Genomic DNA, 23475 nt, shown 5'->3' on the forward strand with positions numbered 1-23475 from the left:
AGGTTAACGAATGCGTTGTCCTGAAAATTCCATGGCTTCACCTTTTCCAAAGCCATAGCTGATGCCAAATGTTATAAACCTACCTCTTTGTCGGCTATTATATAAGTAATAAGTGGGTTGCGTTGTGGTAGTTTCATCTACGCGCGACGCAAATAAATCGCGTACACTTATGTTTAAAATTGTTTTTCCTTTGAATATTTTTTTGCGTACACCAACATCGGCAAATAAGTTGTCGGATATTTGATTTTGAAACGTTTTAAAGCTAGAATTGTAATTTCCTGATACTTCCAAATCAAATCGTGCTGGTAATTTAAACTTTGATGTTAAACTTGTAGACCATCGGCTTCCTTTAAAATCAAACGAATTAGTTTCATAATCCCCTTTTCTGTTAAAATGATTCCAATTAAAATCACCATTCAATGAAAACCAATCTGTGGGATTGTATTTTCCATTCATCTCCAAACCAGATGTATTGTTGGTCCCAATATTCTCAGGTTTTGAGGTGTTTACCCCATCTTCAAACGTATTTACGCGTTCTATAACATCTGTGGTGTAGCGATTATAAAAACTCATATTTAACGACGCTTTTTCAAATTTATGAATGGTGGTAATTTCAAAAGAATCGGTATATTCTGGTTGTAAATCTGGATTTCCTGTAGAAATGCTAAAATTATTTCTGATATTGGAAAAAGGATTTAAATCCCGTAAACCGGGTCTGTTGATTCTTTTTGAATATCCGGCTTGAAAAGACATGTTTTCTGAAAATTTATACGATGTATGCACGGTTGGAAACAAATTGGCATAAGATTTACTGTTTTGAACATTTGAAGTTTGTAAAAGCGTATTAATTTCTGTGTTTTCAAGTCTAAGTCCCAATTTAACACCCCAAATGTCACCTTCATATGCCAGCGTATTGTATATACCGAGTACATCTTGATTAAAGTTGAATATGTCTCCTATACCATCTACGGCATAATCGTTTGTTACTTTATTTATTGCGTATTGGCTTCCTGTTTCTAAAGTAAAAACTTTAAGAAAAGGATGTGTATAATCAAGCTTGAACGTGTAATCTTCTAAGGCATAATCGGTTCTGGATAGTTGTACTTCATCAGGATTATCGCCTAAAATGGTCGTATTGTTAAACGTGGAAGTTTCATCCTTTTTAAAAGAACTTCCCAAAGCGCTAAACAACAAAGCCTGCTCTTTATGTCTTTTAAAATTCTTTTTATATTGTAATTCGTAACGTAGCTTCGGGTTTTTGGCTTCTGTTAATTCTTCACGCAACCAACTATCTGTTACGGTTTGGTTTAAATCTGTTTGCTGGTAAACTGCTTGCGAATTTTGATCTTCAACTTCAAAGGCATAAGAACCTGATAGCGTCAATACATTTAAAGCATTGATATGGTAATCGGTACCCAATATAAAGTTATTGAATTTCTCATTCATTTCGCGTTCTCCAACACTGCTTATGGAAGTGTTATCGGTTAAATCGGAATTTATTGTTTTATTCTCTTCAGGATATGTGCGACGCCCGAGCCCAATTTGACTAAAAATATTGAATTTTTCGGTGCGTTTATTCAAACTCATTCCAAAACTATTACTGTTAGGAACTCCTGCATTTAAAGAAACTGAACCGTTAAGTCCGCGTCTTTCCGATTTTTTCATGATGATGTTGATGATGCCTGCTGTTCCAGAAGCTTCATATTTAGCTGATGGATTGGTGATGACCTCAATTTGCTCAATCATATCTGCGGTAATGGTTCCAAGAGCATTGCTACCTGCATTTGACAGAACGGAAGGTTTTCCGTTAATTAATATTTGCACCCCAGAACTTCCTCGTAAGCTAATTTCACCTTCAATATTTACATTTACAGAAGGCACGTTATTTAAAACTTCCAATGCACTCGCACCTGTGTTGCTTAAATCGGTTCCTACATTAAAGATGCGCTTGTCTAACTTAAATTCCGTTTGGGATTTTTCAGCATTAACAACAACTTCATCTAAAGCATGTTGGTCTTCAACCAAAATTATCGTTCCTAAATTTATTTTTTTACCAACTAATTTTTCTTTGTTAAATCGTTTTGTTGTATAACCCATAAAACTAACCTCCACATAAAAATTACTGGCCTCCAATTGTATTGAAAACGTTCCGTTGGCATTGGTAATAGTACCGGTTATGGGCTTTTTTGTTGAATGGTCTAAAATTGAAATCGTAGCGTATTCAATGGGCAAATTATTTGTTGATTCTAGAACTTTACCTGAAATTTCCACACTTTTTTGCTGTGCGTTTATAGAAAAAAACGGCAGGCACATAAATAATGTTAAATAAGTACAAAGTTGTTTACGTGTAAGCATAATGAAAAAAAATAAAAACAAATATAGCCATATACTTACTTAAGATATTCGAAAAAGAATTTTAATTTGCTTAAAAATACTTAATCTATCATGTTTATAAAAGTAGAAGGCCATCAATTTATAAAGAACAATAAACCATATCATTTTATTGGTACTAACTTTTGGTACGGTGCACATTTAGGGGCTAAACAATCGGGTAATAGAGAGCGCTTGTTAAATGAACTGGATGTATTACAAGCACATGGAATTACTAATTTAAGAATCATGGCAGGTTCTGAGGGTGCAGACCACTTACCTTATAGCATCCCTATATCCATGCAGCCAGATTTGGGGGTTTATAATGAAGATATTTTAGAAGGTTTAGACTTTTTACTTGTTGAAATGCAAAAACGCAATATGCATGCTGTAGTTTGTTTGAGCAACTTTTGGTATTGGTCCGGAGGTTTATCGCAGTATCTATCCTGGGTTACAGGCGATCCCATTCCTTACCCAAATGATACGAACGATTGGGAAAAATACATGCGTTTTACAGCAAAATTTTACGCAAATGAAAATGCAATAAAAGCTTATAATAAGCATGTTGAAACCATCATTACACGCGTAAATAGTATAAGCCAAATGCTTTATTTTGAAGATGAAACCATTATGAGTTGGGAATTAGCAAACGAGCCTTATGCCATTCAAAACCAAGTTGAATATTTAAAATGGATTGAAACTTCCAGTGATTTTATAAAGAAATTGGCACCAAATCAATTGTTAACAATAGGAGGAGAGGGCAATACACCCTTTCCTTTGTTTACCAATAATAATGCTTTATCTGATTATAAATTTGAAAGTTTAGATTATATAACCATACATATTTGGATACAAAATTGGGAATGGTACAACCCTAAAAAACATGAAAAGACCTATAAGAATGCTTTAAAAAAGGCTGAAAATTATATCAAAGAACATATGACTATTGCTAATACTTTGAACAAACCTGTTGTTTTAGAAGAATTTGGAATATCAAGAGATCATTTAGATTACACAAAACAATCATCTGTAAATCATAGAGATGTATATTTTAAAGATGTATTTAATATACTTTTAGAAAGTATTAAAAGTGAAAGTTGTTTTGTTGGTTGTAATTTTTGGGCTTGGGGAGGATCAGGAACTGTTCATACACCTGGAACTGTTTCAAATAACAACATGGAGTTTATTGGAGATCCTTCACACGAGCCACAAGGTTGGTATAGCGTGTTTGAAAGTGATGAAACGACGCTTCAACTCATCAAAATGTATAATTCAGAAATAATTAAATTAAACCAAATTGATTTATAGTTCTAAACTCTATTTTAACTTTTTGTTACCACTAATTTTTACGAGTATTTAGTATATTAGTTTTATGTATAATATATTAAAAATGAAGCCTTTTTATTTCTTTATTAGTTTATGTTTTTTAATTATTGTTTCTTGCAAATCGCAAAAGGTGGTAGTTTCTCCGGCAGAGCTAGATGCATTTAATGACTTAGTGAAAAGCCAACATTTTCAAATTGAGTCGGACTGGTTATATCCACAAGGTTCAATAGCTTTACAGCAAGTATTAAATTCAGGCATTTTACCAGGTGGTAATAATGCCAATAGCATCAATTTAATAGGGAACCCTAATTTTTTAAACATTTCAGGAGATAGCATTTCATCATATTTACCTTATTATGGTGAACGTCAAATGAATATAGATTATGGAGGTAGAGATAGCGCTATTGAGTTTGATGGCACCATGAAGAACTATGAAGTTGAACATAATCAAGACAATAGCTATACCATTACATTTGATGCGAAAAGTAGAAGTGAAAATTTTAAAGTCTTCATAAAATTAAGTCCGAATTTGAAAACGGATATGACTGTTAATGGAAACTCACGTAGCAGCATCAGATATACAGGAAAAGTTCATCCTCTAAATGAAGAATTATAGAATACATTCAATATTGCTTTTGCATAAAATAGTCTTAATTAATGTCACTTCGAGCTCAATCGAGAGGTTATTCAACTAGAGTAGTAATGAGGTCTCGACTTTAGTTTATCTTGAGCGCGCAGTAGAAAGGCTCGACCTGACAATCAGAATTGATTATTAAACTTTCCAACTAAAGTCATGGTAATTACACCTTTATTTAAAGTAAAAAACGGGGAAGGAAACTTGATTTTAAACTCCCAATAATGATCGCTTACATCTTGTGGAATAGATTTGTATTTCATCGAAATTTGATCTTTTTAACGAAAATTTTTAGAGTTCATAAGGTTTATAATTGATAACTCAATCTAATTATTTAGTTTTAAATAATTAAAATCCCTCACGTTCATGAAAAATATAATTAAACTAAGCCTTGTTATTGGCTTTTTAGGCTCAACCATTGTACTAAATGCCCAAAATTTTACCAATAATTTAGACGAAGCATCAGCTAAACATAAAAAACATAATCCAATTTATGATGTGTCTGAAGCGCAACTAAATGCAACTGATACCATTCCAGATTTCGATACCAAACCCAATAAACTGAAAATATCTGGTACTATTTTCCATAGCGATGGAAAAACACCTGCCAAAGATGTGGTTCTTTTTATTTACCAACCCGATGAAGATGGTAATTATGAAGTTAAAAAAGATGAAAATCGTAACCGCTACATATACCACCGTGCTTGGATAAAAACGGATGCCGATGGCCATTACACCTTTTATACCTTCATGCCAGGTAAATTTTTACGCAGCAAAGAACTAAAACAAATACATCGAGTTATTAAAGAACCTGGTAAAGCAGAATACGATATGGCGTCGTTTTTCTTTAACGACGATCCTTTAATACCAGATTTAACCCTAGCTTGTCGCGCCAAAGCAGTTCAAAGTATGCTAAGACTTGAAAAAGAAGGGGACATGTATGTAGCTGTAAAAGATATCAAACTTCCAAAAGACTATACTCTAAGCCAGTAAATCAATAGCTGATTTTAGAAAAGTTCTAATTTTTTGTTGACTTATTTTTAATATTATTAAAATGTCTTCAATAAAGATATATAGCTTGAGAATGGTTCCGCCACAGCCGGTTTACAATGATGTGGTTAATTTTAAAGATCTTTTAATAAGAAAGGTTGGAAAACAACCGCTATCTAAATCTAATCCACATATTACGCTGGGTGAGTTTGCAATGGATACAGCGTATCAAGAATTATTAGTAAAAACATTTGATGAATTATCAAAAATCAAAACATTTCATATAGACATAGAGGGTTTTGGCATATTTGAGAACAATTCCAATACCTTATATTTAAAAATCCCTACTTCGGAAGCTATCAAAAGTATTCATACTGCTATGAAAGTTTTATGGATTAGGGATTTACACAGGAAACTTAAATCATTAAAAGTTTCAAACACTCCTCATCTTACTATTTCTAAATTAAAAAACAGTATCATGCTTCATGATAGTTTTAATTTTTTTCAAAAAACAGATTACTTCAAAAAACAAATAGAGATAGATCATTTAGTATTAACCTCAAGATTTCCTAAAAAAACATGGGACTGGAATTATATAATAAAGCTTTCCTAAAAGATTTGTTCTTTAATTTTATCAAAAATCCCATCGATAAAATAAGCCCTTACGTATATTAAATACCCTCAAACATCTATTACAGTTTAATAGGCTAGTATAAAATTTCACCTTTGACGTGTTAAATTAAAACACTCAACAATGAAATTATATCTCATTATAGCAAGTTTATTATTGGCGTCATTTTCTTATGCGCAAGAGGCTTCAACAAACTCAAAACCAAAAATATGGTCTTTGGATGATTGTATTGAATATGCTTTGGAAAATAATGTCACGGTTAAAGACGCTTCCTTAAATACAAGCATTTCGGAAGTAGATTATAGCAAAGCAAAATCTTCGAGGTTACCCAATTTATTTGGCTCTGTATCACAAAATTTTTCTAGCGGAAACACGATCGATCCTATTACCAGCGATTATGTAACCGATCAAATAAACAGTACCAATGTAGGGATTAACAGTTCGATGACTTTGTTCCAAGGAAATCAAATTAACAATCAAATTAAGCAAAATAAATTGCTGTTAGAGCAAAGTGTATTTCAGGAAGAAGTAGAAAAAAACAACATTGTTTTAAACCTATTGGAAACTTATTTGCAAACACTTTACAGTAAAGAAAGCATAAGCATTGCCGAAAACAATTTGATAGCTTCAGAAAAAGAAGTGCTTCGTGCTAAATCGCGATTGGATGCTGGGTCTATCGCTTTGAATGATTACACCGAAGCGCAAAGTCAAGCCGCTACCAATAAATACAATGTTATTTCGGCAAAAAGCAACTACCAACAATACATTATTGCATTAAAACAATTATTGGAGTTACCTCCAACTGAAGATTTAGAAATTGAAACCATTAATGAAAATATGGATTTGGTAAACCTAGAACTTGATAAAACAACTATTTATAATAATGCTTTAAACTACTTGCCAGAAATGAGCGTGAGTAAGTTAAGCATTGAAAGTAATGAAAAAGAGTTAGATATCGCCAAAGGTGCTTATTTACCAACACTTTCTTTAGTAGGAAGTTTAGGTTCTGGTTATACAAGCATTAGTGATAGTTCGTTTTCAGATCAGTTTAACTTTAACTTCAATCAAAAAATTGGTCTATCGCTTAGCATTCCCATTTTCAATAGAAATCAAACAAAAGCAGCCGTAAAAACCGCTAGCATTAATATTGAAAAAGCCCAAATACAAAAGCAAAGCACCGAAAAGGAAATCTATAAAAAAGTAGAAACGGCTTATCAAAACGCTTTATCGTCACAAGAACAAGTTATTGCCTCTAAGGCTTCAAAAGAAGCGGCGGCCCAATCTTATAAACTGGCGCAAAAGAAGTATGAATTAGGCGATTTAAGCACTACCGATTTGGTAATTAGCCAAAACACATACACAAACGCCCAACAGAATTATTTACAAGCGAAATACTTAAATATTTTATACCATCAATTATTACAATTTTATCAAGGAAACGATATCAAACTTTAATCAAAATGAAAAATAAAAAGAAAATAATTTTAGGAAGCATTGTGCTGGTAGTACTGGCTCTAACAGCTTACAGTTTCATAAAAAGCGATGCAACTGTTTTAATAGAAGCGAAAACAGTTACAGCAAAAAAGGGTAGCGTTACTACCATGGTTACAGCTACAGGTACCATAGAACCCATTAACCAAGTAGATGTTGGTACACAGGTTTCGGGTGTTGTAGAAAAAATTTATGTGGATTACAACAGTGAAGTAAAAGAAGGCCAGTTAATTGCAGAACTGGATAAAACAAATCTTAAAGCATCACTTACACAGGCTCAAGCAGGTTATGATAATGCTTTAAGCCAAAGAAATTATACAAAAACGATTTACGAAAGACAAAAAACATTGTTTGATAATCAAGTAATTAGTAAGTCCGATTTTGATGATGCATTATACAATTATGAAACGGCAAAAGGTACTGTAACGCAACGTTTATCAGACTTACAATCTGCCAAAACCAATTTAGGTTATGCCAATATTTATTCACCTATAGATGGCGTGGTTTTATCAAAAGATATTGACGAAGGGCAAACCGTTGCAGCGAGTTACAGTACACCAACCTTGTTCACAATAGCTCAAGATTTGAAAGAAATGCAAGTGGAAGCAGATGTTGATGAAGCAGATATAGGGCATGTAAAGGAAGGGCAGCGTGTAGAATTCACTGTGGATGCTTATATAGGCGAAACATTCAACGGTGTTGTAACCCAAGTACGTTTAAATCCAACAGTTACATCCAATGTGGTGACTTACACCGTGGTTATTAAAGCAGAAAATGATGATTTAAAATTAAAACCAGGTTTAACTGCTACCATTTCAATTTATACCTTGGAATTGAATGATGTATTAACTACAGAAGCTAAAGCTATTAATTTTAAGCCAACCCCAGATATGTTGATGGCTTATAACAAGCAGCAAAACATAGCTATGGAGCCACCAAAAAATAAACCTATGGGTACAGATGAAAACGTTAGCATAGTTTGGGTTTATGGTTCCAACGGTGCCATTTCACCCAAAAAAGTAACCTTAGGTGCTAGTGATGGTGTTCATGTACAAATTTTAGACGGTATTAATCTAGGAGACAAACTGGTTTATAGCTTAAAAGGTTTGAATAAAGAAGAAGTTGGTAAAGAAGGAGACAACGAAAGTCCATTTATGCCACAACGCCCAGGAGGCAACAAAAAAAAGTAAGGGACCATGAGTAAAGAAATCATAAAAATAGAAGATTTAAAACGTGAGTTTGTTATGGGTACCGAAACGGTTCATGCGTTAAGAGGTATTTCATACACTATAAAAGAAGGCGAGTTTGTTACCATTATGGGCTCGAGTGGTTCTGGTAAAAGTACCATGCTGAATATTTTAGGATGTTTAGATCAGCCTACTTCGGGAACTTATGAAATAGATGGTGTAAAAGTAAAAGACTTATCAAAAAATGAGTTGGCAACTATTCGTAATGAAAAGATTGGTTTCATTTTCCAATCGTATAATTTATTAGCAAAAACATCGGCTATTGAAAATGTAGAATTACCGCTTTTATACAACAGTAAGGTATCTACGGAAGAACGTAGAAAACGTGCTCTTAAAGCATTGGAAATGGTTGGTTTGGGCGACAGGTTGCACCATACACCATCACAACTTTCTGGTGGGCAACAACAGCGGGTAGCCATTGCAAGATCGTTGGTGAATAACCCCGTGATGATTCTTGCCGATGAAGCCACAGGAAATCTTGACACCAGAACATCCTACGAAATCATGTCTTTGTTTCAAGATCTTAATAAACAAGGCATTACCATCACTTTTGTAACTCACGAGCCTGATATTGCCATGTTCAGTAATAGAACCATTGTGTTGAAAGATGGTAATATTATTAAAGACCATCAGAATGAAAACGTTCAATCTGCTGCAACCGAATTAGCAAAATTACCTAAAGAAGACCATTAACTATGAGAGTATTAAATCTATTAAAAATCGCCTTTAAAGCCATCATTCTTAACAAAATGAGAACCTTGCTTACCATGTTGGGCATCATTATAGGTGTAGCGTCTGTAATTGCAATGCTAGCTATTGGTGAAGGCTCTAAAGAAAGTATACGTGCTACTATTTCCAATATGGGTTCCAATATGATTACCATTAGGCCTGGTGCCGATGATAGAGGTCCTGCCAGAGGAAGCGGCGGTGATGTACAAACTTTAACCCTTAAAAATTTTGAAGTAATAAAAGAACAGGCCACCTTATTAAGTTACATAACCCCCGTTGTTAATGGTGGCGGACAAGTAATTAACGGCTCCAACAACTGGCCAAGTACTATTTATGGTGTTAACCCGGAATATCTTGATATTAAGGTTGTAGGTTTACAAAATGGCAGTATGTTTACAGATGCCGAGGTTAAATCGGCTTCAAAAGTAGCTGTGATTGGGCAAACAGTTGTAGATAATGTGTTTCCTGACGGACAAGATCCTGTAGGCCAAATGATTCGTTTTAATAACATTCCATTTAAAGTTATTGGAGTTTTAGAAGAGAAAGGTGAAAATACCTTTGGCCAAGACCAAGATGATGTGGTAATAGCACCATATACCACCGTTCAAAAACGTATTTTAGCTATCGATTATTTAAACCAAGTAATGGCATCTGCTATTAGTGAAGATGATGCTCCTGAAGCGGTAACACAAGTCACCGAAATTTTACGTTCACAACACAAACTAATGGATAATGAAGATGATGATTTTACGGTACGCTCTATGGAAGAGTTAATTTCAACCTTTAGTTCTACCAGTGAAATGCTTACTATTCTTTTGGTAGCTGTAGCGAGTATTTCCTTATTAATTGGAGGTATTGGCATTATGAATATCATGTATGTTTCTGTAAAAGAACGCACTAAAGAAATTGGTTTGCGTATGGCAGTAGGAGGTAAGGGTTCTGATATTTTAATGCAATTTTTAATTGAAGCCATTTTAATTAGCATCACTGGCGGATTTTTAGGTGTTGTTTTAAGCTTGGGTGCCACGGTGTTTATCGAAAAATTCTTAAATTGGCCTACTAGTGTCGCTTTGTATTCTATTGTTATATCGTTTGCAGTTTGTGCTATTACGGGTATCTTTTTTGGGTGGTATCCTGCAAGAAAAGCATCGGCTTTAGACCCTATAACTGCTTTACGTTATGAATAATTACAAATGAATAAAAACAATAAAATAACATTCCTATCGCACCTACTTGTTTGGTTGGTACTATTTAGTTTGCCATATATGTTGTCGTACGGACAGGAAGAAATCAATAGAATTATTGCACATTTCTGGATTCCTATGGTGTTTTATGCCAGTATATTTTATCTCAATTATTTTATACTGGTAGATCGATTTTTGTTTACAAAAAAAACCGTTCAGTTTATCGTTATCAATTTATGCCTCATTGCTTTCTTTTTAATTTTAAAAGAGCACATTGAAGATACTTTTTTTCAAGACATTGCAAGAAAACGCCCTACGAATAACACAAATGGTGGTCCGCCATTTAAATTATTTATTTACGTACAAATGCTTTCATATGTGGCGCCATTATTGTTTTCCATAGCCATTAAAACCACTAAGCGATGGGTACAAACAGAAGCCGAACGCAAGGAGACTACAAATTTTAGATTACAATCTGAGTTGCAACATTTACATTACCAGCTGCAACCGCATTTCTTTTTCAACTCATTGAACAACATTTATTCGTTGGTAGATATTTCTCCTGAACAAGCAAAAAAATCTATTCACAGTTTAAGTAAGTTGATGCGCTATATGCTATATGAAACCAATTTAGACTTGGTACCGCTTTCAAAAGAAATCGATTTTATGAAAAAATATATTGATTTAATGAAGCTGCGTGTATCGGACAAAACAGAGGTTTCCTATAGCTTTCCATCGGGAGATTGTGGCATTCAAATTGCACCGCTTTTGTTCATCTCTCTTATAGAAAATGCTTTTAAACACGGTGTGTCTGCAAGTAAGGAAAGCCATATAAATATTACCATGGCTTGTGATGGCAAAACGGTATTGTTCACCATTGAAAATGATAATTTCCCAAAACAATCCGATGACAAAAGTGGTTCGGGTATTGGCATGCAAAATCTAGAAAAACGCTTGCAGTTGCTTTATGCAAATAAATACGACTTTAAAACCATATTAAAAGACGAGCGTTTTTTGGTACATTTAGAAATAGAAACAGCCTAAGTTATGAGTAGTTTAAAAATCACTTGTGTTATTGTTGATGATGAGCCCATGGCGCTTAATTTGGTAGAAAGCTATGTGGAAAAAACACCTTTTTTAGCGCTTAAAAAGAAATGCAGCAGTGCCATTGAAGCTATGGAGTTTATAAAAAACAACCCTGTAGATTTAATGTTTTTGGATATACAAATGCCCGATTTAACAGGCATTGAATTCTCTAGAATGTTACCAAAGGAAACCCGCGTTATTTTTACAACGGCTTTCGACCAATATGCTTTGGAAGGTTTTAAAGTTGAAGCCTTGGATTATCTTTTAAAACCATTTGATTACGCCGAATTTTTAGCAGCTGCCAATAAAGCAAGCACGTGGTTTTCATTAGTAAAAGCAAAGCAGCAGCCTTTAATATCTGAAGAAAAAGAGTTTCTTTTTGTAAAATCTGAATACAAACAACTGCGCATTAAATTGGACGATGTTTTGTATTTTGAAGGTTTGAAAGACTACATCAAAATATGGTTAAAAGATAACCCAAAGCCTGTTTTAACCCTTATGAGTTTAAAATCTTTGGAAGAAGAACTCCCAGAAACAAAATTTATGCGCGTGCATCGATCTTTTATTGTGGCCCTTAAAAATATAGAGGTTATAGAGCGCAGTCAAATCATTATAAATAAACAGCGTATTACAGTTTCAGAGCAATATAAACCCAAGTTTTTAGACTATATAAATTCAAATTCCCTAAACCTGTAATCAAAATTATATTGATCCATTGACTATGATATTTAAATAAGGAACTAAATTAATAGTTTTAAGTTTTTTCAATCTACAAAAACAGGGTATTTGTAGATACAATATAAGCACCTGTCTATTCTTCTTTTTTTGTAATCACAATAGAAATACTTTTAAACTATTAAAATAAAAGAAATAGAACCTTAATCTTAAAAAATCATGAAAACATTAATTAAAGTATATGCAGTATCAACGCTATTTTTAATAGCAGGTGTTTCACAAGTTTCGGCACAATCACGACGTAGTAGTACCACCAATAGTAATAATAAAACAACCACAGTTACCAGAACAGTTACAACCAATCGTATACCAAGTTCAAAGGTTACTTATAAAACACCTCAACGTAAAGTTGTTGCCGTAAGAACATTACCTAACAGAACGGTTGTAAAACAAAATGGACAGGATTATTACTATGCAAATAATAAATACTATACACAGTCTAGAGGTAGCTATATTGTAATTGCACCAAAAGTTGGGTTTAGAATAAATTCATTGCCAGCCAATTATGTAAGAGTAAAACATAATAATTTTAATTATTATAACGCTCAAGGCATCTTTTATGTTCAAGTTAATAATGCTTATGAAGTTGTAGATCCTGAAATGGGCACTATTGTATATGAACTGCCCATAGATTATGAAAAAGTAGTTATTGATGGGCAAACATACTACGAGTATGCCAATATATTATATGAAAAAGTGCAGGTAAATGGCACCAGAGCTTATGAAGTTGTTGGTATTATAGATATGCAATAAAATAGTTTGATTAGTTGATTGGTTAGTTTTTTGAAAAAGGAGGTTTGTTTTACTTACAAATCTCCTTTTTAATTTCTGTTAATTCTATAAATCAATAATTAAATCATTCTTAATTATTTTATCTGTGGTATTTAAAAATATCAGCCTAATTATCTCAATCCATTTAAGTCATTTTTTTTTCTTTTAAGACTAAAGTATTCTTAACAATTATAAGACCTTGTGAAATATCAATTTGTGAGGCTGTCTGAAAAGTCTATATATTGTCAAACTGAACTTGTTTCAGTTTCTAATAAATATTGACTATCAACGAGTTAATATTCTAAAATGAATTTAGAATGACACTTGTTGATACTTTTCAGACAGCCACATTTTTAAACTTTAAAACAAACATTATGATTAAACCAAGAACAGAAACCCCGGATATTACGATTAATTTAGTAGACGATACGATTTGGACACTTAGTGAACAGAATCCATCAAATTTCACATTACTGGTGGTTTACAGAGGAAAACATTGTCCTGTGTGCAAAAAATATTTAGAAACCATTCAAGAATATATTCCAGATTTTGAAAACAGAGGTGTAAATGTTGTTGCGGTTAGTGCCGATTTAGAAGAGCGCGCCAAAGCAACTTATAAGGAATGGGATATTAAAAATGTACCATTAGGCTATGAGTTTCCTATTGAAGAAGCACGATCTTGGGGCTTATATATTTCAAAAGGAATCAAAGAAGAACCAGAAGAATTTATAGAGCCTGCCATATTCATCATTCGTCCAGACCGAACGCTATATGCGTCTTCTATTCAAACGATGCCATTTGCAAGACCGGAAATTGAAGCATTGATAAAGTCAATTGATTTTGTTTTAGATAAAAAATATCCAGCGAGAGGTGAAGCTTAACAGTTTTATTATATTTTAAAAGGCCCTTAAATGATTTTCATTTAAGGGCCTTTTGTATAAGTTAACTTTAGATGCTTCATGAACCTTTACTGAGTATAATCGATTTTATATTTACAAATTCTTTCATTCCAAATCCACCATGTTATTTTCCATAACTAGAAACTTATTGAACTTTAGCTCATTGTTAGAAATTTATTAACCCAATCAGAATATATGCTTTCTTTTTTTAGTCTATTAACATATCTTTAGCTAATTCTATGCAATTATTTGATGTATGGTACGACTAAAGTTACCATTTGATAATTAATCACGTCAATACAATCATTGAACATATTTATGAATACCCAACATATAAATTACTCTATTTTAGACCTTGCTTTAGTTTCCCAAGGTCATTCCCTCACACAAACCTATAAAGATGTGCTTAAATTGGCACAACATGCTGAAAGGTTTGGTTATACGCGCTATTGGTTGGCAGAACACCATAATGCACCCAACATAGGCAGTAGTGCCACGTCCGTATTAATTGGTTATGTGGCAGAAGGAACAAAAACACTCCGTATAGGTTCTGGCGGGATTATGCTTCCCAATCATTCGCCATTAATTATAGCTGAACAATTTGGCACCCTCGCATGGTTGTATCCAAACCGTATTGATTTAGGATTAGGAAGAGCGCCCGGAACAGACCGAGAAACAGCAGAAGCTATTCGCTCAGATTTTATGCATGCGGCGTATCGATTTCCAGATGAATTGGAAAAGATAGAGACTTATTTTTCTTTAGAGAATTCCGTGTCTAAAGTACGGGCCACTGTAGCCGAAGGGGCAGAAGTGCTCATTTATATCTTAGGATCAAGTACTGATAGCGCCCATTTAGCAGCCAAAAAAGGTTTGCCTTATGCCTTTGCCAGTCATTTTGCAACCACACATTTATGGGAGGCTTTGGATATTTATCGCAAAGAATTCAAACCATCTCCCAAATTGGAACATCCTTATATCATGGCAGGCGTGAATGTTATTATTGCAGACAGTGATGAAGAAGCACAACGTCTATACACCTCGCTCATACGAATGATTATAGGCATTTTTACAGGTAAACGTGATTTTGTGCAACCACCAACTTCCATGACTCAGGAACTCAGGGAAACCCTGCAACATCCACAAATACAACAGATGCTTAAATATAGTTTTGTAGGGAGTAAAGCCACTGTTAAAGCTCAAGTAAAAGAATTTTTAGAACAAACCCAAGCGGATGAGCTTATTGCCGTAGCCAATATTTATAACGTGGACGACAGAATACGATCTTATGAATTGTTTGCTGAAATTATGAGGGAATTGAATGTGTAGGTTGGGTTCATACACTAATCAATCCAAACAGATTTTGTATTCACAAACTCCTTGATGCCATATCCAGAAAGTTCCCTCCCATAACCACTTTCTTTTACGCCTCCAAAGGGCAATCTAGGGTCCGATGCCACTAATTTGTTTACAAAGCAATTTCCTGCTTCCAATTGTAATGCAAGTGCTTCGCCCTTTTCTTTGTTACTGGTTATTACGCCGGCTCCTAAACCAAACTTGGAGTTGTTGGCTAACGCCATAGCTTCGGTGTCATTGGTAGCCCGAATTACCGAAGCTACGGGTCCAAATAACTCCTCATCAAAAGCTTCCATGCCCGGTTTTAAATCGGCTAATATCGTTGCTGGGTAATAAGCTCCTTTTCCTTCTGGAATTTTTCCACCAAGTACCAATGTACCGCCTTGTGCTATGGTTTTTTCAACTTGTTGGTGCAACTCTTCTCTTAAGTCCAAGCGGGCTAGGGGGCCATATAGCGTATCTTTATGGGTAGGGTCGCCCATTTTGGCTCTTTTCATTTTCTCAGTAAATAATTTTAAGAAATCATCATAAATAGCATCCAGAACAATAAAACGTTTCGCAGCAATACAGGTTTGCCCGTTGTTTTGCAATCTACCTTGGGTTGCTAAATCGGTAGCCATTTCCAAATCAGCATCCGCCATAATAATGTAGGCATCACTGCCGCCTAATTCCAATACGGTTTTCTTCAAATGTTTACCTGCAATGGAAGCAACAGATTTACCAGCAGGCGCACTACCGGTAAGTGTTACCGCTACAATATGTTCATGGGCAATAACGGACTCCATAGCATCGGAGGGAAGGTTTAAATTCATAAAAACTCCTTCAGGAAACCCTGCTTTTCGCATGGCATCTTCTAAAGCCATAGCACAACCTTGTACATTCGAGGCATGTTTTAATACCCCCGTATTACCTGCCATTAGAGCAGGCACAGCAAAACGAATGACTTGATAAAAAGGAAAATTCCATGGCATTACAGCCAATATAACCCCCAAAGGTTGGTAGGTTACGTAACTTTTAGAGGCTTCGGTGTCTACCAATACATCTTTTAATAAATTGGCGCTATGTTCAGCATAATATCTGCAAATCCATGCACATTTTTCAACTTCTTTTTTGGCTTGGTCGGTGGTTTTACCCATTTCTGAAGTGGCCAATTGTGCATAATCCTCTTTATTTTCTTCAAACACATCGGCGAGTTTGTAGAATAGTTTTGCGCGTTCGGCATAAGTTGTTGTTTTCCATTTTTTAAAAGCCACCTGTGCTTTTTCTATTTTAGAAATAGCTTCCTGTATTGATATTCTATCATAGGACGCAATGGTTTCTCCGGTTGCAGGGTTTATGGACACTGACTTACTCATGTTTATCTGCTTTTAATTTTTCTGAAAATTCTTTAATAAGAACATTTAATATTTTATGATTTAATGAATAATCTATCGTTAAATCTATCATTTGAATGCCTTTTGACTGTAAGGCTTTTTTAAATACGGCTTCAAAATCTTCAACGGACTCAGGTTTATAACCAGTGGCGCCAAAGCTTTGGGCATAGGTAACAAAATCGGGATTGGTGTATTCCAATCCGTATTTAGGAAACCCATCTGCTTCTTGTTTCCATTCAATCATGCCATAACCCTTATCATTTAAAATGATGATAACCATATCCAATTGAAGGCGCGATGCCGTTTCCAACTCTTGGGAGTTCATCATAAAACCGCCATCCCCATTTATGGAAACCACTTTTTTATCAGGAAACAACACTTTGGTCATGATGGCTGAAGGCAAGCCTGCACCCATAGTTGCCAAAGCATTGTCTAAAATTAAACTATTTTGGCTATAGGTTACATAATTTCTTGCAAACCATAATTTATACATACCATTATCCAAAGTTACAATCCCGTCTTCTGGCAGTTGGGTTCTTACTATATTAACCAAACGCTGTGGCAATATAGGAAAACGGTTATCATTTTCATAGGTTGTTAAGTGCTTGCACACATTTCTTTTAACTTTAAGAAAGAACGAGGTATCCCAAGAATGAGCCTGTGGTGTTAAGGTTTCCGTTAATTTATGGACACTTTCAGCAATATCGCCAATAATGTTTAAATGAGGAAAATATAACTGGTCAATTTCCGCCGCAAAATAGTTGACATGAATCACCTTTTGGTTCTTTTCAGCATCCATAAAAAAAGGCGGTTTTTCAATGGTGTCATGACCTACGTTAATTATTAGATCTGCATCATTTACGGCTTCATGCAAAAAATCGTCGTTGGAGAGCGCCGCAGTTCCTAAATAGAGCTCGTGGCGTTCATCCATAATGCCTTTCGCCATTTGGGTGTTAAAAAAAGGAATTCCTATACTGTTTACAAAATTTGTAAGGGCTTTACAGGAGCGGTTTCTGTTGGCTGCGGCCCCAATAAGCAATAAGGGTTTCGTTGCCTTTTTAATCATTTCTACCGCTTGCTGAATGGCTTTTTCATCGGCATGAGGAATCCTATAATCAACAACCTCAAATATTATAGGTGTTTCTACCTCTTCAGCTGCTACATCTTCGGGGAGTTCTATATGAACTGCTCCAGGGCGCTCTTCTTTAGAAAGTCGGAAGGCTTCACGAACCATAGCAGGAATGTGATTGCCATGCGTTACCTGTTTTGTGTATTTAGTTACAGGACCCATCATTTCAACCACATCCAGTATTTGAAATTGCCCTTGTTTACTGGCTTTTATCGGTTTTTGCCCTGTAATCATCAGCATGGGCATCGCGCCTAATTGGGCATAAGCAGCGGTAGTCATCAAATTGGTGGCTCCTGGGCCTAAGGTTGACAAACAAACACCGGGTTTTCCTGTAAGTCTGCCATAGGTTGCTGCCATAAAACCCGCTCCTTGTTCATGGCGGGTTAATATGAATTTAATTTTTTTTGATTTTCGAATGGATTCTAAAATATCCAAATTCTCTTCTCCCGGAAGTCCAAAAATATAGTCTACACCTTCGTTTTCTAAAGCCTTAATAAATAGGTCGGATGCTTTCATTTATTCTCTAGGTGAATTGTCACTATTCCATGTATCCAAATTATTGTCTAAACTTTCGGATTTCTTTTTTTTCTCCGGGTGTCTGTCATTGGTTAAGGGTCTTGCATTACTAGCTCCGGGAATATCTAAATTCTCAGCAGCATCATCAGGTTCGCCCTTACGCTTTTTCAATAATTCATTGTTGTCATTATCATCATTGTCTTCTTGTGTATCTGCGGGTCTTTCACCGCTAAGTATGGCATCTTCCTTTGATATTTGTGGATTAAACTGTGATTTTCTATCTTCTTTTTTCATGGTTTTTAATTTTAAATACTCTCAAAGCTAATTCTTTCATCAGCCGACTATTAACTGAAAACAATATATTTTTGATGCTTTTGATGAAATGGGTGGGATATGTAAATTAATTTAAATAACTTAAGAACGTATTAATTAATTATAATCTTAATAGCATGCATCTTTCTCTTAACATATTAGCTACTCAAATCTCGCACTATACACCAGACCCTAGTAATAACAGTCCTGTGAATTTTTCAGACCCATTTGAAATTATTGTTGTAATTATACTTCCTATAGTTGCTATTGGGTTATACATTTATTGGAAGAAGACGAAAAAAAGGAATGAGGAATGAAGCCTTAAATTGTCACACTTTTTTAAATAAATAAACGCTCTCACTTTAGCACTGTTACAAAGTGAAGAGGCATTTCTATACTTCCTGTTTTGTTCTTTTGTACTTTCTTTTTAACTTTAAGGGTTACATACTTTTTATGAATCGTCCATAGGAGCGAAGTGCCATGTCAAATGAATACTATGGTGTTTAAATCAATCAACAATCAATTCATCCTAAAAATATTACAGTTCAGTAATTCACAATTCATTTAAAAGGTCTTCTAAAGTAGTTTTGAACTTTAAATTAAAACCAATACGTTTAGAATCATGAAACCAGCCAAAAAAAAGACCAGTAAAGGAAAACAAATTTTTAGAATCGTGTTAATTGTAAGCACCTTTATTTCCTTATGGTTTGTACCTTGGATATTGGTAAAAGCATGGCTATTACCACTACCAAATACCGTTCAGGAACAAGTAGAGCAAACTTTAAGCTATGGTTTTGATGGTGTTATTGTATATGTAGACCAAGCTGGCAAACCACCCGCTTTTTATGCCGCTGGTTACCATAACAAAGCACAGAAAATACCTGCCAACCCCAAGGCATTGTTCAAAATAGCAAGTATAAGCAAGCTGTATGATGCGGTGGCGATTACTAAATTAGTCAACAGCAAGCGTTTGTCTTTAGATAAAACACTTGCAGATTACTTTCCAGAGCTTGTAGGGCGCATTGAAAATGCCAAAACAATTACTTTAAGAATGCTCGTGCAACACAGAAGCGGCATCCCCAATTTTACCGATACCCCAAATTTTTGGAACCATCCAACCACAACACATGAAGATGCTTTAAACTTAATTCTTGATGTACCCGCAAATTTTAAACCCAATGCAGACTACCAGTATTGCAACACCAATTATTTATTGCTCACCATGCTTATTGAAAAGGTTACAGGGAAACCTAAATTTAAGTTTATAAAAGAAGCGGTATTAGAGCCACTGGCATTAAAAAACACCTACGGATCTATTAATGATATTAACATGAACGATTTAATGAGTGGTTATTACGTAGGGGTGGAAGAAGATATTAAAACAACCGATTATGGTTCCATGATTGCAACAGCTGAAGATGTGGGCATTTTTTTAAGGGCCTTGAATGATGGCACATTGCTTAACAAAAATGAAATGGACATGTATGCTTCCATTTATGAATTTAATCATGGTGGACTCATTCCGGGTTACCAAAGTATGGCAGAATACCATAAGGATATAGATGCTGTGGTGGTGCAGTTTATGAATACTACCGATTTTGTTGGATACCAATGGAACTTGTTAGAAATAACACATACGCGCGTTGTAAAGATTTTACGTAAAGCTAAAAAGGCGTAGCATAGCGTAATCATTTATAAGCTAATACACAATGAAACAATTGTTGCCCTGCATCGTCATTACACTATATAATACAACCAAAAATAAATAAACATGACCATTTTAGTAGTAGGCGCCAGTGGAGCTACTGGCAGCAAATTAGTAGAACAACTTTTAAGTAAAAACCATCAAGTAAAAGCTATTGTCAGATCACCAGAAAAGTTGCCAGAATCATGGAAAACCAATAAAAATTTGCAAATAATTGCTGCAAGCGTATTGGATTTAAGCGATGCAGAAATGAGCAACATCGTTAAAGACTGCGATGCCGTTGCTTCTTGTTTGGGCCATAATTTAACTTTTAAAGGTATTTATGGGCAGCCCAGAAAACTTGTAACCGATGCTACCAAACGTTTATGCCATGCCATAAAATCCAATAACCGGCCAAAACCAACAAAGTTTGTGTTAATGAACACCACGGGTAATAGCAACCGCGATTTAAACGAACCTATTTCTTTTGCCCAAAAATGCGTTATTGGCTTGCTGCGTTTGTTATTACCGCCTCATGTAGACAATGAAAAAGCTGCCGACTATTTACGCACACAAATTGGTCAAAACAATCATGCCATTGAATGGGTTGCCGTAAGGCCAGACGGACTCATTAACGAGGAAGTAGTAACCGCTTATGAAATACACCCATCGCCCACACGAAGCGCCATTTTTAATGCCGGTAAAGTAAGCCGAATAAACGTAGCACATTTTATGGCGAGCCTTATGGATGATGATACCTTATGGACGCAATGGAAAGGGTAAATGCCCGTTATTTATAGCAAATCATAAAAAATTACACCACAACACTACCCAAATACTGGCTAGTGGCTGTCAACGCTAACTGGGTATTGGTAAAGGTTGCCCATAGCTGTACGGTTTCACCATAAAAATCTTCTTGAAAATAAAGGGTGCAACCAGCTTCTTCGCGAAGGCTATATGCCATAAAAAAATCGAAGTCGTTTAAAGCAGGGGCGTAGGCTACCACCAATAAGGCATCATCGGGGTATGCCAACCCCTGTTGGCTGTTATCATCCCAAGTAAGTTGCAATGCGGTAGTACCTGCACCATGTACCACGGGGTTTTTAATACCGCATAAACCACCCATACCAATTAACACTTTACTATAATCAATTTCAAAGACCGTACCTGTATAATAAACCGCCTCTTTCATGTGGTAAGACATGGCATTGTTAAAAGGTGTTTTGCTGCCCACATTGGCACCAAAGGTTTCTGTAAGCACGCCTTTTAGGGGCGTTAAAAACTGCAATACAAATTTAAATTTATCGCGTTGCAACTGTTGTGCGGTACTTACCGTTTTGGTCGATTTGCTAGGTATGGAACGCATCACGTTCTTACCGCGCCAATTGCTACCTATTACAGGCCCTACCTTACCCGAAAAGCCACCTAAAACACCTTGGTTGTATGTTGCCATAAGTTTATAATTTAAAGCATTACTTAAAGCGAATGTAGGAAAAAAAACAATACAAAACCGATGAAGTGTAATTTTTTAACGCTTAAATGTATTATATGATGGTAGTCTAGTTCGAGATTCCTTCGAGGATTCTTCGGGAATCCTTCGTAAAATCGGGCTTTTTACGAAGAATCCTCGAAGGAATGTGGGAGAAGAGTGGGAGAAGACCCATTTTATGTTTTCGATGAATGGTAAAATCCACAATTAATCATGTATCTTTAATGTTCATTTTAAAGTTATAAATACATGCCCACTATAAAGTATCTTTCCCTTTTTTCCTGTCTGTTTCTATTACTGCTATTGGCTTGCAACGAGGTGAACCCAAAAAGCGAAAAAGAGGCAGCTACATTTGTAAAACAATGGAACGCTGCCCATACCCCCATAAAAGCAGCTTTTCTAGAGCCTTACTATTTGGATGTTGTTACCTATTACGACAAAGAGTTTACCAACGACCAAGTACAGCAAGACAAAAATTTGCTCTTCCAACAATTTCCAGATTATAAGCAGCGTATTTTAAATGATCAGTTAGAAGTAACCAAAGTAGAAGGGAGGTTTTTGGTAACATTCACCAAACAAGTTACATACAGCGGTATAGAAGCCAATTATCCTTCATATTTGGAATTAACTGTTAAAAATGGGAAGTTTAAAATACTACGAGAAGGCCTTTCTAAAAACGCAAAAAATCTGGATGCGCCCATTTTCCCGAATGCGCGCACAAGTAGTGTGGTACTTTCAAAAAACAGGCAACTGTTTGGCGATTTTGATGGCGATGGGCTTTCAGACTATGCCACGGTACTGTCTCCCGAAATACAAACCGCTATCCCTACCAATACCCAAAGCAATGATACCGTGGTATGCAAAGGCGGCTGCAACAGTGTTATTATATTTAGCAATAAAAACCTTAAACCCATCACCATAGAAGGTGCCTACCAATCCCAACTGGAAAACCTAAAAGACCTAAATAGCGATGCTGCCGACGAGATTGGTTTTTGGGATATAAAGCCCACCACCAAAAGCCTGTATGTTTTTGATGCCACCAATGGCAGGTTGCTAACAGAGCCTATCGTTATCAATACCACCGTGCATAAAAACCTAAAACTTATTGATGTTTTTAAAAAATCAGGCGTTAATAAAATTACAGTGACTTCCAGTGAACAAGTAGAGGGGAAGTGGGTTTTGAAGAGTAGGGTGGTGGGGTTATAATATGGGATAAACTATTTTAAAGTATTGATAGAGAATTTTTAAGATTTTAGCGAAAGGTTAAAAAAGGCGAAAAAATTATCAATTTTAATATATCTATTTATAAACATTTACTTTTTTTATTTATTCCTACACGAAATTTTATTTAAAACGTAATCTTTGTACGTTAATTTTTATATATTTATTGTTGTCAAAACTTAATAAAACTCTCTTTTATCAATTAAATTTTCTGGTTAATACTGTTAGAAAGAAATTTGAGAAGCCATAAAACAATAAATTTAATACGCTATTAAACTTTTTATATTAGAGTTTTTTTAGAAATT

Annotated in this window: 22 protein-coding genes; 16 read left to right on the plus strand and 6 right to left on the minus strand. The window is 35.1% G+C overall.

The annotated features are described in order from the left end of the window. Window positions 1–3 precede the first annotated feature (3 nt). Entirely contained in the window at window positions 4–2355 is a 2352-nt protein-coding gene (locus tag J8H85_RS00840; RefSeq protein WP_209651709.1) for an outer membrane beta-barrel family protein, read from the minus strand. 90 nt (window positions 2356–2445) lie between these two features. Between J8H85_RS00840 and J8H85_RS00845 the strand changes: the two genes are divergently transcribed. Next, entirely contained in the window at window positions 2446–3678 is a 1233-nt protein-coding gene (locus tag J8H85_RS00845) for a glycoside hydrolase 5 family protein (RefSeq protein ID WP_209651711.1), read from the plus strand. An 82-nt stretch (window positions 3679–3760) separates the two neighbouring features. Then, window positions 3761–4312: a DUF4251 domain-containing protein gene (locus tag J8H85_RS00850; RefSeq protein ID WP_209651713.1), complete on the plus strand. Its 552-nt coding sequence runs from the start codon at window positions 3761–3763 to the stop codon at window positions 4310–4312. Between the two features lie 143 nt (window positions 4313–4455). Here the strand turns inward: J8H85_RS00850 and J8H85_RS00855 are convergent, their stop codons facing one another. Continuing rightward, window positions 4456–4593, minus strand: a complete 138-nt coding sequence (locus tag J8H85_RS00855) for a hypothetical protein (protein WP_209651715.1) — start codon at window positions 4591–4593, stop codon at window positions 4456–4458. Between the two features lie 103 nt (window positions 4594–4696). Here J8H85_RS00855 and J8H85_RS00860 point away from each other — a divergent pair, with 103 nt between their 5' ends. The 11 genes from J8H85_RS00860 to J8H85_RS00910 all read left to right on the plus strand — a co-directional run bounded on the left by J8H85_RS00860 (window position 4697) and on the right by J8H85_RS00910 (window position 15419). Further along, on the plus strand, window positions 4697–5323 hold the full coding sequence (locus tag J8H85_RS00860; RefSeq protein WP_209651717.1) for a dioxygenase family protein: 627 nt from the start codon (window positions 4697–4699) through the stop codon (window positions 5321–5323). Window positions 5324–5384: 61 nt separating this feature from the next. Further along, window positions 5385–5933 (plus strand): 2'-5' RNA ligase family protein, encoded by a 549-nt coding sequence (locus tag J8H85_RS00865; protein ID WP_209651718.1) that lies wholly within the window; start codon window positions 5385–5387, stop codon window positions 5931–5933. A gap of 141 nt (window positions 5934–6074) precedes the next feature. Beyond that, window positions 6075–7406, plus strand: coding sequence for a TolC family protein (locus J8H85_RS00870; RefSeq protein ID WP_209651720.1), 1332 nt, complete (start codon window positions 6075–6077; stop codon window positions 7404–7406). A 5-nt stretch (window positions 7407–7411) separates the two neighbouring features. Then, window positions 7412–8632, plus strand: coding sequence for an efflux RND transporter periplasmic adaptor subunit (locus J8H85_RS00875; RefSeq protein WP_209651721.1), 1221 nt, complete (start codon window positions 7412–7414; stop codon window positions 8630–8632). Between the two features lie 6 nt (window positions 8633–8638). After that, on the plus strand, window positions 8639–9382 hold the full coding sequence (locus tag J8H85_RS00880; protein WP_209651723.1) for an ABC transporter ATP-binding protein: 744 nt from the start codon (window positions 8639–8641) through the stop codon (window positions 9380–9382). A 2-nt stretch (window positions 9383–9384) separates the two neighbouring features. Continuing rightward, a complete protein-coding gene (locus J8H85_RS00885; RefSeq protein WP_209651725.1) occupies window positions 9385–10605 on the plus strand; it encodes an ABC transporter permease in 1221 nt (406 codons plus the stop codon). Between the two features lie 6 nt (window positions 10606–10611). Next, complete coding sequence (locus J8H85_RS00890; protein WP_209651727.1) at window positions 10612–11646, plus strand: sensor histidine kinase; 1035 nt, start codon at window positions 10612–10614, stop codon at window positions 11644–11646. Window positions 11647–11649: 3 nt separating this feature from the next. Then, entirely contained in the window at window positions 11650–12384 is a 735-nt protein-coding gene (locus J8H85_RS00895; protein ID WP_209651729.1) for a LytR/AlgR family response regulator transcription factor, read from the plus strand. A gap of 198 nt (window positions 12385–12582) precedes the next feature. Beyond that, window positions 12583–13176, plus strand: a complete 594-nt coding sequence (locus J8H85_RS00900) for a DUF6515 family protein (RefSeq protein ID WP_209651730.1) — start codon at window positions 12583–12585, stop codon at window positions 13174–13176. Window positions 13177–13568: 392 nt separating this feature from the next. Then, window positions 13569–14075 (plus strand): peroxiredoxin-like family protein, encoded by a 507-nt coding sequence (locus tag J8H85_RS00905; protein ID WP_209651732.1) that lies wholly within the window; start codon window positions 13569–13571, stop codon window positions 14073–14075. Window positions 14076–14411: 336 nt separating this feature from the next. Then, complete coding sequence (locus J8H85_RS00910) at window positions 14412–15419, plus strand: LLM class flavin-dependent oxidoreductase (RefSeq protein ID WP_209651734.1); 1008 nt, start codon at window positions 14412–14414, stop codon at window positions 15417–15419. Between the two features lie 14 nt (window positions 15420–15433). Here J8H85_RS00910 and J8H85_RS00915 read toward each other — a convergent pair whose 3' ends face one another. From J8H85_RS00915 to J8H85_RS00925, 3 genes are read right to left on the minus strand one after another with little or no spacing between them, the layout of a single operon-like run. Further along, window positions 15434–16801, minus strand: coding sequence for an NAD-dependent succinate-semialdehyde dehydrogenase (locus J8H85_RS00915; RefSeq protein WP_209651736.1), 1368 nt, complete (start codon window positions 16799–16801; stop codon window positions 15434–15436). After that, window positions 16794–18464 (minus strand): acetolactate synthase large subunit, encoded by a 1671-nt coding sequence (locus J8H85_RS00920; protein ID WP_209651737.1) that lies wholly within the window; start codon window positions 18462–18464, stop codon window positions 16794–16796. Before J8H85_RS00920 ends, J8H85_RS00915 begins: the two co-directional genes overlap by 8 nt. Beyond that, entirely contained in the window at window positions 18465–18758 is a 294-nt protein-coding gene (locus J8H85_RS00925) for a hypothetical protein (protein WP_209651739.1), read from the minus strand. Window positions 18759–19398: 640 nt separating this feature from the next. On the opposite strand from J8H85_RS00925, the gene J8H85_RS00930 reads away from it, so the two are divergent. After that, on the plus strand, window positions 19399–20454 hold the full coding sequence (locus J8H85_RS00930) for a serine hydrolase domain-containing protein (protein WP_209651741.1): 1056 nt from the start codon (window positions 19399–19401) through the stop codon (window positions 20452–20454). 93 nt (window positions 20455–20547) lie between these two features. Continuing rightward, entirely contained in the window at window positions 20548–21243 is a 696-nt protein-coding gene (locus J8H85_RS00935; RefSeq protein WP_209651743.1) for an NAD(P)-dependent oxidoreductase, read from the plus strand. A 31-nt stretch (window positions 21244–21274) separates the two neighbouring features. Here the strand turns inward: J8H85_RS00935 and J8H85_RS00940 are convergent, their stop codons facing one another. Continuing rightward, window positions 21275–21913: a DUF6266 family protein gene (locus J8H85_RS00940; RefSeq protein ID WP_209651745.1), complete on the minus strand. Its 639-nt coding sequence runs from the start codon at window positions 21911–21913 to the stop codon at window positions 21275–21277. Window positions 21914–22198: 285 nt separating this feature from the next. Between J8H85_RS00940 and J8H85_RS00945 the strand changes: the two genes are divergently transcribed. Then, entirely contained in the window at window positions 22199–23155 is a 957-nt protein-coding gene (locus tag J8H85_RS00945) for a hypothetical protein (RefSeq protein WP_209651747.1), read from the plus strand. The last annotated feature ends 320 nt before the right edge of the window (window positions 23156–23475 follow it).

Origin of the sequence: Mariniflexile gromovii (genome assembly GCF_017814435.1) — a bacterium.
Lineage (GTDB): Bacteria > Bacteroidota > Bacteroidia > Flavobacteriales > Flavobacteriaceae > Mariniflexile > Mariniflexile gromovii.